Annotated in this window: 13 protein-coding genes; 3 read left to right on the forward strand and 10 right to left on the reverse strand. The window is 60.0% G+C overall.

All coding sequences use genetic code 11. The annotated features are described in order from the left end of the window. Positions 1-44 precede the first annotated feature (44 nt). The 10 genes from bamA to PH551_RS14520 form a co-directional block, all read right to left on the reverse strand. Positions 45-2,384, reverse strand: coding sequence for an outer membrane protein assembly factor BamA (bamA, locus tag PH551_RS14475; protein ID WP_085778051.1), 2,340 nt, complete (start codon positions 2,382-2,384; stop codon positions 45-47). 202 nt (positions 2,385-2,586) lie between these two features. Further along, positions 2,587-3,714 carry an RIP metalloprotease RseP gene (gene rseP, locus PH551_RS14480; RefSeq protein ID WP_285193510.1) on the reverse strand — a complete coding sequence of 376 codons (1,128 nt, stop codon included), beginning with the start codon at positions 3,712-3,714 and terminating at the stop codon, positions 2,587-2,589. A 27-nt stretch (positions 3,715-3,741) separates the two neighbouring features. Continuing rightward, positions 3,742-4,572: a phosphatidate cytidylyltransferase gene (locus PH551_RS14485; RefSeq protein ID WP_285193511.1), complete on the reverse strand. Its 831-nt coding sequence runs from the start codon at positions 4,570-4,572 to the stop codon at positions 3,742-3,744. After that, complete coding sequence (locus PH551_RS14490; RefSeq protein WP_097598597.1) at positions 4,572-5,315, reverse strand: isoprenyl transferase; 744 nt, start codon at positions 5,313-5,315, stop codon at positions 4,572-4,574. The genes PH551_RS14485 and PH551_RS14490 overlap by 1 nt, the downstream gene beginning before the upstream one ends. A gap of 37 nt (positions 5,316-5,352) precedes the next feature. Next, positions 5,353-5,913, reverse strand: a complete 561-nt coding sequence (gene frr, locus PH551_RS14495) for a ribosome recycling factor (RefSeq protein ID WP_285193512.1) — start codon at positions 5,911-5,913, stop codon at positions 5,353-5,355. A 162-nt stretch (positions 5,914-6,075) separates the two neighbouring features. Continuing rightward, complete coding sequence (pyrH, locus tag PH551_RS14500; protein WP_011425194.1) at positions 6,076-6,798, reverse strand: UMP kinase; 723 nt, start codon at positions 6,796-6,798, stop codon at positions 6,076-6,078. Between the two features lie 95 nt (positions 6,799-6,893). Continuing rightward, the gene (gene tsf, locus PH551_RS14505) at positions 6,894-7,820 is read right to left on the reverse strand and encodes a translation elongation factor Ts (protein WP_085778047.1); all 927 of its coding nucleotides are present in this window, start codon (positions 7,818-7,820) and stop codon (positions 6,894-6,896) included. A 237-nt stretch (positions 7,821-8,057) separates the two neighbouring features. After that, on the reverse strand, positions 8,058-8,825 hold the full coding sequence (gene rpsB / locus PH551_RS14510) for a 30S ribosomal protein S2 (RefSeq protein WP_003573382.1): 768 nt from the start codon (positions 8,823-8,825) through the stop codon (positions 8,058-8,060). A 233-nt stretch (positions 8,826-9,058) separates the two neighbouring features. Beyond that, positions 9,059-9,247 (reverse strand): hypothetical protein, encoded by a 189-nt coding sequence (locus PH551_RS14515; RefSeq protein ID WP_285193668.1) that lies wholly within the window; start codon positions 9,245-9,247, stop codon positions 9,059-9,061. A gap of 169 nt (positions 9,248-9,416) precedes the next feature. Then, positions 9,417-10,253: a cell envelope integrity EipB family protein gene (locus tag PH551_RS14520; protein WP_285193514.1), complete on the reverse strand. Its 837-nt coding sequence runs from the start codon at positions 10,251-10,253 to the stop codon at positions 9,417-9,419. 136 nt (positions 10,254-10,389) lie between these two features. Here PH551_RS14520 and PH551_RS14525 point away from each other — a divergent pair, with 136 nt between their 5' ends. The 3 genes from PH551_RS14525 (at position 10,390) to PH551_RS14535 (ending at position 12,842) form a co-directional block, all read left to right on the forward strand. Then, positions 10,390-10,860: a RidA family protein gene (locus PH551_RS14525; protein WP_285193515.1), complete on the forward strand. Its 471-nt coding sequence runs from the start codon at positions 10,390-10,392 to the stop codon at positions 10,858-10,860. Then, on the forward strand, positions 10,857-11,573 hold the full coding sequence (locus PH551_RS14530; RefSeq protein ID WP_285193516.1) for a glycerophosphodiester phosphodiesterase: 717 nt from the start codon (positions 10,857-10,859) through the stop codon (positions 11,571-11,573). Before PH551_RS14525 ends, PH551_RS14530 begins: the two co-directional genes overlap by 4 nt. A 78-nt stretch (positions 11,574-11,651) precedes the next feature. Next, entirely contained in the window at positions 11,652-12,842 is a 1,191-nt protein-coding gene (locus tag PH551_RS14535) for a GNAT family N-acetyltransferase (protein ID WP_285193517.1), read from the forward strand. Positions 12,843-12,849 lie beyond the last annotated feature (7 nt).

The raw sequence follows: 12,849 nt of genomic DNA on the forward strand, positions 1-12,849 counted from the left end.
TGCTCCAGAACGGAATTGAGTGTTACAGTTCCGGACTGCCGATATCAGAATTGGTTGTTAATGCCAAACTTGAAGTTTTGCGTCTTGTCGAAGTCTTCCTTGAGGACCGGGATTGCGTAATCCAGACGCAATGCACCGAAAGGAGACTGCCAAACGACACCGACACCGACGGAAGCGCGCAGCGAGGCATCTTCGCCCTCAATGCCGTCGCCCCTCAGGTCGACGTCGTTGCCAAACAAGGTTCCGGCGTCGGCGAAGACCGCGCCGCGCAGGTTGAAGTCGCGCGGGAAGCCCGGCATCGGGAAAGTCGCTTCAGCCGATGCGGTGAAGTATGTTGTACCGCCCAGCGGATCGTCGTTGTTGCCGGCAACGCGGGGGCCGATACCCTTGTTCTCGAAACCGCGAATGTCGCCATTTGTCAGCGTGAACTGGTCGAAGACGTTCAGGTGCTCACCGAAGCCGACGACATAACCCGCCGAAGCCGAAACCGAACCGATGATATCGGCATCGTCGGCGAGCAGGTGGTAGTAACGGGCCTTTCCGTAGATCTTGTAGAACTGCGAGTCGCCCCCGAGGCCGGCAATTTCCTGCGTCGCCGTAGCGTAGATGCCTTCGCGCGGCAGAACCGTGTCATCGAGCGTGTTGTAGGTCAGCGTCTGCGAGACGGAAGAACGTGTCCATGGGCTGTCCTCAACCAGGTGCTGATACGGAGCGGACAGATCGGAAAGATCGCTGTTGTCAGCGTCGTACTTCATCTGCTTGTAGTTATAGCGGAAGGTCGTCGCCAGATCCTCGGTGATCGGCGCCGTGACGCGCAGAACGACGCTGGTTTCCTCGTAGTCGTAATTGTCGTTGCTCGACGTTTCGCTGTGGTTGACGTCGAAGCCCGCCGCCAGGCGGTAGCCGAGGAAATAGGGTTCGGTGAAGCTGACGCCGTAGGCGCGCGAGCCTTCCTGACCACCGCCGGCCGAGATGCGGATGTACTGACCGCGGCCAAGGAAGTTCTTTTCTTCGATCGATGCTTCGAGCAGCAGACCGTCACCGCCGGCGGCATAACCCGCGCCGACACCGAACGAACCGGTCGACTGATCCTGCACGTCGACCACCACCACGACACGGTCCGGGGAGCTGCCCGGCTGCGTGGAGATATTGACGGAAGAGAAGTAACCGAGCGCCTCCAGACGACGCTTGGCCTTGGTGATCATCTGCTGATTGAAGGCGTCGCCTTCGCTCATGTCGAATTCGCGGCGGATGACATAGTCGCGCGTACGGCTGTTGCCGCGGATCTCGATGCGCTCGACATAGGCGCGCTCGCCCTGGTCGACGAGATACTCGACGCCGATCGTGTTGTTGTTGAGGTCGCGGTTACCGCGCGGCGTGACGCGCGCAAAGGGGTAACCGGCGGAGGCCACCTGATCGGAAATCGCTTCGATCGACTTCTGAACTTCCTTGGCGCTGTAGAGGTGGCCTTCTTTCGTGCGCACCAACGGCAGCAGCTGATCCGAGCCGACGCCTTCGACGGTCGACTGCACGGTCACCGGTCCGAAATTGTAGCGCTGGCCTTCCTCGATGTTGAAGGTGAGCGTGTATTTGTTGGTTGCCTCGTCAAAGCTGGCATCGGAAGAGACGATGCGCATGTCGGCATAGCCGCGATTGTAATAGAACTGGCGCAGCGCTTCTTCGTCGGCGTGGAGCTTGTCTTCGTTGTAGACGTCCTTGCGGGTCAGGAACGAAAGGAAGTTCGAACGCTTGGTCTGGATGACGGCAGCAAGGCGGCCGGCGCTATAGGCGTTGTTGCCGACGAAATTGATCGCATCGATCTTGGTGCGGTCACCTTCGTTGATGACGAAAGCAAGGTTGACGCGGCCTTCGCCCAGCGGCACCACCTGTGTCGTCACCTCGACTTCGCTGCGGCCGGTGGCGGCATAGGCATCCTTGATCGCCTGGATGTCGGACTGAATCTGCGTGTCGCTGTAAGGACCGGCAGCATGCGTCTGGACGATCGTCGCGAGCTTGTCGTCCTTGATCTTGCGGTTGCCGTTGAAGACGACCTGATTGACGAGCTGAGCTTCCTGGACGTTGACGACGAGCGTGCTGCCGGAAACCGAAATCTTCACATCGGAGAAGTAGCCCGTGCCGTAAAGCTGTTTGACTGAGTTATCGATATCAGTGTTCGAGAAACTCTTGCCGGGCGTGATGGTGAGGTTCGACCGGACGGCTTCCGCGCCGACGCGGCTTGCGCCACGCACATCGATGCGCTGGATGACCGCGGCCTCGGCGGCCGTAGCGGAAACGAACGTCAAAGCACCTGCGCCCGAAGCAACAACACTAGCAGACAGCGCAACCGCCGATACTGCGTTCAAAAACTTTGAACCAGCCTTCATTTCACCTATTACCTTTTTTCCCTCGTCCCCGTCCCCGGGAGAACCCGATTCCGGTCACGTGTGTCGTTTTACCCGCTTTTGACATACAAGCAAGGGAGGGCGTTAATTTCTGTTTACTTCATTTCCAAGCGTGACCCATTCGCCACTACAGCCTTGAAACATCGTAAATAAATAGTAATTCCCTTGCCTTACGCGTTTACCCTCAGCTCAGGGTGATGTCGTTCCAGGTCGTGAAAACCATCAATGTCAATATCATTGCCAGGCCTATACGAAATGCAATTTCCTGGGCCTTGGCACCCAGCGGTTTTCCTCTGACCGCCTCCACCGCATAGAACATCAGGTGGCCCCCATCAAGTACCGGAACCGGCATCAGGTTAAGCAATCCTATCGAAACCGACAGCACCGCAGCAAGCTGCAACACTGCCCCTACGCCAAGCTTCGCCATCTGGCCGGTAGCCTGCGCCACACGGATCGGCCCGCCCAGCTGATCGGCCCGCATCGATCCGCTGAAGATGTTGCCGATATATTTGAAGGTGTCCGTGACAATTTGCCCGCTGGCGATCACGCCCTCACGCAGCGCCTGGAGCGGCGTGTAGGTCTGCAGCCGGAAATTGCCGGAGTTCTTGTCGGTGGCGATGCCGATCTGACCGACTTCCATCTTGTTGCCGAACTGATCGGTCTGGTCGACGCGCTGCGGCACCATCGGCACATCGAGCTTCTGGCCGCCGCGCTCGACTGTGACGACAATCCTTTGGCCGGGGCGCATGCCGACATAGCGGCGCACATCTTCAAACGTCTCGACCTTGCCGCCATCGATGGCAACCAGGAGGTCGCCGGGAAGGATACCGGCGGCGGCCGCCGAGCTCTCCGGCTTGACCTCGGCAACGACCGGGTCGGCGATCATGCGGCCATAGACGGTGAAGAGAACAGCAAAGATGGCGATCGCCAGCAGAAAATTGGCGATCGGACCGGCTGCGACGGTCGCGGCACGTTTCCACAGCTTGGCTCCGGCGAAGGAGCGCGCCCTCTCCGCTTCGGACATGGCGGCAAGCTTGTCGCTGTCCGGTTTGCTCGACGCATCCTCGTCGCCGAAGAAGCGGACGTAACCACCAAGCGGGATTACGGAGATCTTCCAGCGGGTTCCATGGCGGTCGGTGAAGCCGAATAGTTCGGGACCAAAGCCGACCGAAAAGGCAAGAATACGAATGCCGCTCCAGCGCCCGACAAGGTAATGGCCCATCTCATGCACGAAGACGAGCAGCGAGAGCACCAGGATGAAGGTGACGATGTTCCCCATCACAAATGCGTATATGCCGGTCATCACGTCCATGGTTCCTTCCGTCGGGCTGCCGCGTCATCAGAGGCCGAACAATGCCGCTCCGAGCGACGTCATGCCAGCTCCCTTTATCTGTGAAAATGATACAGCAAGCAAGAACGCCGCAAAACAGGCGAAAATCAGTCCGTCGACGCGGTCCATGACGCCGCCATGGCCCGGGATGAGACGGCTCGAATCCTTGACGCCGAATTTGCGCTTAATGAAGGATTCGAAAAGATCGCCCGACTGGCTGCAGATCGACAGGACGAGCGCCACGCCGGCGGCGGCGACTTCGGCGCCCGGAACGAGGAAATGGGAGAGAAGAACGCCGGCTGCGACCGCAGAAACGGCGCCGCCGATTGCACCAGACCATGTCTTTCCCGGCGAGATCGACGGGGCAAGCTTCGGTCCGCGGAGCGCCCTGCCGACGAAATAGGCGAGGATATCGGTCGCCCAGACGACGGCAAAGACGAAAAGCATGGCGTAAAGACCGGGCTGGTCGTTGCTTCTGATTGCGGCGAGCGCCAGGCCGGTGGCGCCGGCATAGAAGAGGCCGACCGGGAGCCACCGGCTCGTGCCGTGCAGGATGATCAGGGCGATGCCGACGGCCGTGACGCCGGCCAGCATGCCGGCGGCGAATTCGAAATTTCCGACAAGCACGAGGAAGGCGACCGCCGCTTCGCCGATCCAGCCGACCACATTGGCGACCCAATCACGCGCAATGCCGGTTATCTTAGACCATTCATAGTAGATCAGCAGGCCGATCACCACAGCCAGGGTGCGAAAGGCAGCGCCGCCATACCAGGTGGCGACAAGAACGCTGACCGCGAGAATCAATCCTGAAACGATGCGGAGCTTCAATTCCCTCTGCATCAGGTGCCGACCGCGGCTGCCTGCGATGACAGGCCGCCGAAGCGCCGGTCACGGGAGGCGAATTTTTCCAGCGCCGAGCGGAAAATCTCCGGGCTGAAATCGGGCCAATATTCCGGGACGAAGATGAATTCGGAATAGGCGGCCTGCCAAAGCAGAAAGTTGGAAAGCCGTTCCTCGCCGCTGGTGCGGATGATGAGATCCGGATCCGGGATGCCGGCCGTGTCGAGGCGTCCGTTGATCAGTGCGGGAGTGATGTCCTGTGCCCGCAGGTGGCCGGACTCGACGTCCCTCGCCAGACTCACGACGGCGCGAGAAATTTCATCGCGCGAGCCGTAATTGAAGGCGATGACCAGCGTCAGCGCCGTGTTGTCCCTGGTGGTCTCCTCCGCCTCAAGCAGCAGGCTGAGAATGTCGCTGCGCAGGCTGTGGCGGTCGCCGATAACCTTGATGCGCACATTCTGGCGATGAAGCTCGGCCAGGTCGCGACGAATGAAAGCCTTGAGCAGACCGAGCAGATCGGAAACCTCGGCTTCGGGCCGGCGCCAGTTCTCCGAGGAGAAGGCGAAGAGGGTGAGATATTTTATGCCGGCCGCGCCGGCGGCGCGGACTGTCTCGCGTACCGCCTCTACGCCCTTGCGATGGCCCATCGTGCGCGGCAAGCCGCGCTGCTTGGCCCAACGGCCATTGCCGTCCATGATGATGGCAACATGCTCTGGCACAGTCACAAATACAGATTCCGACATTTCCCGTCCGGTCTTTCCAGGCAAAGGCACAGGTCCACTAGACCTGCATGATTTCCTTTTCCTTCTCGCCAAGCAAGCGGTCGATTTCGGAAATCGTCTCATCCGTCATCTTCTGTACCCGTTCGGATTGCGCACGGCTCTCGTCCTGGCCGATTACACCGTCCTTTTCGGCTTTCTTGAGGCCGTCCATGCCGTCACGGCGGACATGGCGAATCGCGACCTTGCTCTTTTCGGCATAGTCGTGCGCCACCTTGACGAGCGACTTGCGGCGCTCCTCGTTCAATTCCGGCAGCGGAATACGCAGGCTCTGACCGTCGACGATCGGGTTAAGGCCGAGATTGGATTCGCGGATGCCGCGTTCGACGGCACTGACCATCGACTTGTCCCAGACGGAAACCGTCAGCATGCGCGGCTCGGGCACGGTGATGTTGGCCACCTGGTTCAAGGGCACGCGCGAACCATAGGCCTCGATCGTTACCGGATCGAGGATGTTGGCCGAAGCACGGCCGGTGCGCAGCGATGCAATGTCGCTCTTGAATGCAGAGACCGCGCCGTCCATCCGGCGCTTCAGTTCCTTGATATCGATACCTTCAGTCATGTCGATGCTCCCGTTTAGAGCGATGCCGAAAAGTCAGCGGCTTTCGGACATCTGATGCTCTAATTCTTTAATGTAGAACATGTTTCAGATTTCAGGCCAACCGGACCTAAAGCTCGATCATGTTCTAGCGAGGGCTGCGCCGAAATCGCGGCGCGGCTTGGATCAGTTGTCGGAGACGATGGTCTTGAGGCCACCGCCCGTCAAGATTTCAGCAAAACCACCCTTCTCGTGGATCGAGAAGACGATGATCGGAATGGAATTTTCCCTGGCGAGCGCCACCGCAGCAACGTCCATCACCGCAAGCCCCCTGTCCAGCACTTCCTGGTGCGTCAGGCGGTCGAAGCGGGTCGCATCGGGGTATTTTTTTGGGTCGGCGGTGTAGATGCCGTCCACCTGCGTGCCCTTGAAGATCGCTTGGGCGCCCATTTCGGCTGCACGCAATGCGGCGGCGGAATCGGTGGTGAAGAAGGGATTGCCGGTGCCGCCAGCAAAGATCACCACGCGTCCCATCGACAGATGATAAAGGGTCGCTCGCTGCGAGAAGCTCTCGCAGATTTCCGGCATGGAGATGGCCGAAAGCACCACCGTATCGATGTTCAGCTTGCGCAGCGAGGTTGCCAGCGCCAGCGCGTTGATGATGGTGCCGAGCATGCCCATATGGTCGCCGGTCACCCGGTCGCCGCCCTTGGATGCGACTGCGACACCGCGGAAGATATTGCCGCCACCGACGACGACGCCGACTTCCACGCCCATGTGCCTTGCCTCGGCAATATCGGATGCAATGCGGTCCGCCACCGTGACATCGATCCCGAAACCCTGGGCACCCATGAGCGCTTCGCCGGAAGCCTTGAGTAGAACGCGTTTATAGACAGGCTCTAAAGACATCTTGGCTCCTCGTAAATTGCCGTGAATGCCCGATACACGAAGGGCACCGCGTTGTCACGCGATGCCCTGGCGTTTTCCCAATTATGGCTGAAAGATCAACCCTTGACGGCAGCCGCAACTTCGGCTGCGAAATCGGTCTCTTCCTTCTCGACGCCTTCGCCGAGCAGAAGACGGGCCATGCCGGCAACTTCGATCGGCGCGCCGACGGCCTTTTCAGCTTCCTTGATGGCGGCTGCGACGGTGAGATCCGGATTGATGACGAAAGACTGCGAGAGAAGAGCGACTTCTTCGAAGAACTTGCGCATGCGGCCTTCGACCATCTTTTCGATGATGTTGTCGGGCTTGCCCGACGCGCGCGACTGCTCGATGAAAACGTTGCGCTCGCGCTCGGCGACGGCGGCATCGACTTCTTCCGGGCGGATCGCCAGCGGCGCGGTCGCGGCAATGTGCATGGCGACCTGACGGCCGATTGCGTTCAGGGCTTCCTTGTCACCGGTCGACTTCAGCGCGACGAGAACGCCGAGCTTGCCGAGGCCGTCGGAAACCGCGTTGTGAATATAGGTGGCGACGATGCCGTCCTCGACGGACAGAGCGATCGAACGCCGCAGGTTCATGTTCTCGCCGATCGTTGCGATCGCATCCTTGATCGTGTCGGAAACGGACTTGCCGGATGCCGGATAGGTTGCGGCAGCCACCGCGTCGACAGTGCCATCCGTCGAAACGGCGACCTTGGCGATGCCGCGGACGAGATCCTGGAAGGCATCGTTACGGGCGACGAAGTCGGTTTCGGAGTTGACTTCGACGACGACGGCCTTCGTGCCTTGGCTCGAAACGCCGACGAGGCCTTCGGCGGCGGTGCGGCCGGACTTTTTGTCGGCCTTTGCGATGCCCTTGGCGCGCAGCCAGTCGATCGCCGCTTCCATGTCGCCATTGGTTTCTGCAAGAGCCTTCTTGCAATCCATCATGCCTGCGCCGGTCTTTTCGCGCAGTTCCTTCACCATTGCAGCCGTAATCTCGCTCATTATCTTCCTCTTGTCGGTTCAAAGGGTGGACCGCAAAGCGGCGCGGCACCGGATTGAGGCACGAAATGTACCTGTATGTATGACAGCGTGATGAAGACGCGCCATAACGAAACTGTATTGGCGGAACGCCTGACGCCTCCGCCTTGAAACAGGTAAGGCCGCCGAACTTCGATGAGTCGCGAGCGGCCTTCCCAGTCTATGCAAGCTTCGACGGAGTTTTGTCTCCGCCCGCCTTCATCAGCCTTCGGCTGCTTCCTCGAGAGCCGGCTCGACCGGAACTTCGGAGGATGCGCCGAGATCACGGCCGGAAGAGCTCTGCTGGCGCGCAATGCCGTCGATGGCAGCGCGAGAGATCAGCTCGCAGTACAGAGCGATGGCGCGCGATGCGTCGTCATTGCCCGGGATCGGATAGTCGATCAGGTCCGGATCGCAGTTCGAATCGATGATGGCAACGACCGGGATGCCAAGGCGCTTGGCTTCGTCGATCGCGATCTTTTCCTTGTTGGTGTCGATGATGAACATCAGGTCGGGCGTGCCGCCCATATCGCGGATACCGCCGAGAGCCTTGTCGAGCTTTTCGCGTTCGCGCTCGAGGTTCAGGCGTTCCTTCTTGGTGAAGCCCTGGGCTTCGCCGTTGAGGATCTCGTCGAGCTTGCGCAGGCGCTGGATCGAGTTGGAGATCGTCTTCCAGTTCGTCATCATGCCGCCGAGCCAGCGCGAATTGACGTAGTACTGGGCTGAGCGCTTGGCGCTGTCGGCGATGATTTCGGAAGCCTGGCGCTTGGTGCCGACGAAGAGAACGCGGCCGCCACGGGCAACTGTGTCGCTGACGACCTGAAGGGCGCGCGACAGCATCGGAACGGTCTGGGCGAGATCGATGATGTGAATGTTGTTGCGATCGCCGAAGATATACGGCTTCATCTTCGGGTTCCACCGATGGGTCTGGTGGCCGAAGTGGACGCCTGCTTCAAGAAGCTGACGCATAGAAAAATCAGGCAATGCCATGCCTTGTTACTCCTTTTCCGGTTGAACCTCCGCAAGACGAACAGCACCCTCGTCGAGGATGCCACCGGCGGAACAGCCCGGATTTCTCCCGGACGATCCCATGCCTTACGTGTGGAATGCCGGTGCCCATACATTCCGTCGGGCATAAAAGCAAGGGAAACATTCCATTCGGCATAAAAACAAGGATTATGCCGGATTTCCGGCCGACTGCCCTTCCCTGGAAATGCCGCCGCTCAGCTTGCGAGTGTCGGCAGCAGCGCCAGCACGACGCCGGCATCGGGCATCGGCAGGACGGCGTCGATCTCCGCGGGCAGCAGGCTGGTGATCGCGCTGTCGGCGTTTCCGGTCGCCGTCCCCAGCGGACCGCGGACGCCGTGCCGCGTCCAGGCGAGCTCCTGAGGCTTCCCAGGCTTGCGGCGCATAATGGTCTGGTGGCCTATTGCGCAACTGCAGGCCCCGTCGCAATGGACTGGCCGCTGGAATCGCTCCGATCACAAGAGCAGGACGACAGAACGCGACTCAATCATCGCTGGTCGCCGACACAATAATGAACTTTGTGATACGGTTTTATGACAGTGGAGAAACCGCGGCCTACTTGCAGACCTCAGCCTTGTGATCGAGCAGCTCGAGCTTGGCTAGCTTCCCCGTCAGAACGAAATCGCCATAATCCATCGTCAGGTCCCGGGTGATGCCGTTCTCGTAGAGCTTGAACGACATGCGATAGACCGGCAGCGAATCCGATTTTGCATTCTCGTTGAAATAGGCGATGGTCACCGGCCAGAAGGCAGTCTTCGAGAAGGCACCGGCATTGCCGGCATCGGCCTCCTCGGCAGCAGGCGTTTCCTGCTTGCCGACGATCGTTGTCGTCACCAGCGACTTGTCGCCGTCATCGGAACCATCGAAAACGCGGGCTTCGAAGAAGCGTTTTCCCTCTTTGGCGTTCTGGATCACATCGAGCATGTGTTCTGTCGGAAAGCGGCTTTCGCCAAGCTGCAGCTCGCGGCTCGCCGGCTGCTTGAGATCGACTTTGACGCCATTGGCCTGATTCTCGGCCGCGCCGTTAACCTCCTTGTCGAGCTGGTCGTCGGTGAAGGATTTGGTGTCAAAGGTAAACTTGCGGTCCTTCAGGTTCTCGAAGGTCTTTGTCTGCTGATCGCTGACGCGTACGCTGTCGCCAGTGTCGATCTGCGTCACAAAGCGGAAATTTGTGGTGAAGCCCTGGCAATAGTTGCCGTCGAATTCATAGACCATGCGCCCGTACATGGAGGCGATGCCGGAGCGGTCCGACGCATCCTTCAATTCCAAATCGTAGACCGCGCGATGGGCGACGAGGCCGGTCGCGATCGCAGCACTTGCCGCAGGCGCAGCCGCCCATGTTTGGGCGGAAAGGCCGGCGAGAAGCAGAGCGGCTAGACTCGATCGGAACATTCATTCACTCCTATTGGACTCGGCCGCGATGTTATATGAACTCTTTCGGCCAAATCGAGGCTCGAAGCTGTCATAATAAAGATTCTAGTCTTGATGCATAATTTTGGAAACATTGACAACAAAAGCGGAGACGAAAATGTCCAATGAAATTGCTGCACGCTTGAGCGAGATGGGGATAACCCTGCCCGAAGCCGCAGCACCCGCCGCAAATTACGTTCCCTATGTCATCAGCGGCAATCTTCTCTACATCTCCGGCCAGCTGCCGCTCGAGGGCGGCAAAGTCGCCGTATCGGGCCATCTCGGCAAGACCATCGACGTTGCGAGCGGCCAGCGCGCCGCCGAACTCTGCGCCATTAACATCCTCGCCCAGGCCAAAGCTGCGCTGGGCGGCGACCTCGGCCGCATCCGGCGCGTCATCAAGCTGAACGGTTTCGTCGCCTCGGCGCCCGATTTCATCGAGCAGCATCTCGTCATCAACGGCGCTTCGAACCTGATCGCCGGTGTGCTTGGCGAGGCCGGAAAACATGCGCGCGCCGCCGTCGGCATGGCCGCTCTGCCGCTTAACGCCGCCGTCGAGATCGACGCTATCATGGAAATCGCAGAATGACCAAAGCGGACTGGATCAAGGACGTGCCGGTCGCCCATCGCGGTTATCACGACCTGAATAAGCTTGTCTGGGAAAATACGCTCTCGGCCTTCTCGCGCGCTGTCGAAGCCGGCTTCGCGATCGAATGCGACCTGCATTACGCCTCCGACGGCGTACCGATCATCTTTCATGACGAGGATCTTCAGCGTCTGTGCAATCTGAACGGCGACGTCCGCGAGCGCACCTCCAGGGAACTCGGGCTGATTGCCGTCGGCGGCACGGGAGACAAGGTGCCGACGCTCAGCCAACTCCTCGATCTCGTCCAGGGCAAGGTGCCCCTGGTGCTGGAGCTGAAGGGCCGTGAGGCCGACGACGAAGGCTTTGCTGAATCCGTGCTCGAAGTGCTTGAGGGCTATGAGGGCAAGGTCGCGCTGATGAGCTTCGACCATTGGCTGCTGCGCGATCTAAAGGCGCTTGGCTCGCCCTACCCGCTCGGGCTGACCGCCAACGGCAACACGCCGGAGGAGTTTGAGACCCATGCCAAGGCGATGGAGATCGGTCTCGATTTCATCTCCTATTATTATGACGACCTGCCGAATGCCTTCATCACGGGCGAACGCGAAAAGGGCATTCCGGTGATTACCTGGACGGTGCGAGACGAAGAGGCGCGCCGGCGCACTTTCGCCAATGCAGACCAGATGACCTTCGAAGGTTTCGACCCGCGTGCGGTTTGACGCTCGCTTTTTGGCCAAGATCATGCGCAGACTGAAACAGAGCCGAAACCCTCCTCCCACAGGCTTCGCATCCGCCGCATGACCGATGAACTGTCCATTCGCGTAGAACGCTCCTTCACCGCGATTTCCCCGGAGAGCTGGTCCAGGCTTTCCGGGGCGTCGAAGGGTGGCAACACGCTTACCTACAATCCTTTCGTTTCGCACGCCTTTTTGTCGTCGCTGGAAGAGTCCGGCTCGGCCACAGCCGAAACCGGTTGGCTCGGCCACCACCTGTTACTCGAAACCGATCGCGGCGAGTTGATCGGCGCCCTGCCCGGCTACCTCAAAAACCACAGCCAGGGCGAATATGTGTTCGACCACGGCTGGGCCGACGCCTTTGAGCGGGCCGGCGGGCGTTATTATCCCAAGCTGCAGTGCTCGATTCCGTTTACACCCGCGACCGGGCCGCGTCTTCTCGTCGCCGAAGGGTTGCAGCGGCTGCCGATCCAGAGCGCGATCGCCGAAAGCCTGAAGGAGGTCGTGCGCCGGCTCGACATCTCGTCGGCGCATATTACCTTCGTGCCGGACGAGGAGATCGGCGTCTTCGAGATGGACGGCTATCTGCACCGCACCGACCAGCAGTTTCATTTCATCAATGACGGCTATGCCAATCACGACGACTTCCTCGAAACGCTCGCTTCGCGCAAACGCAAGGCATTGCGCAAGGAGCGCCGCGCCGCGCTCGAAACCGGCATCAGCATCGACTGGCTGACCGGCCGCGATCTGACGGAGCGGATCTGGGACCAGTTCTTCAAATTTTACATGGATACCGGCGGCCGCAAATGGGGCCGGCCCTATCTCACCCGCAAATTCTACTCGCTGATCGGCGAGCGCATGGCCGACGATATCCTGCTCGTCATGGCCAAGCGCGACGAACGCTATATTGCCGGCGCAATCAATTTCATCGGCGGCGATACGCTCTACGGCCGTCACTGGGGCTGCATCGAGGACCACCCCTTCCTGCATTTCGAGGTCTGCTATCACCAGGCGATCGACTTCGCCTTGGCGAAGGGGTTGAAACGGGTCGAGGCCGGAGCGCAGGGCGAACATAAGCTCGCTCGCGGCTACCTGCCGGTGACGACGCACTCCGCTCATTATGTCGCCCATCCCGCACTGCGCCGCGCGATCGGTGATTATCTCGCGCGTGAGCGCGCCGATGTCGAGCAGATGAGTGAGCTGCTGAGCGAGCACAGCCCCTTCCGCAAGGGTGAGCGTCGGCAGGAGGATTGACGCCGCC

It is taken from the genome of Rhizobium atlanticum (assembly GCF_030182485.1).
GTDB lineage: Bacteria > Pseudomonadota > Alphaproteobacteria > Rhizobiales > Rhizobiaceae > Rhizobium.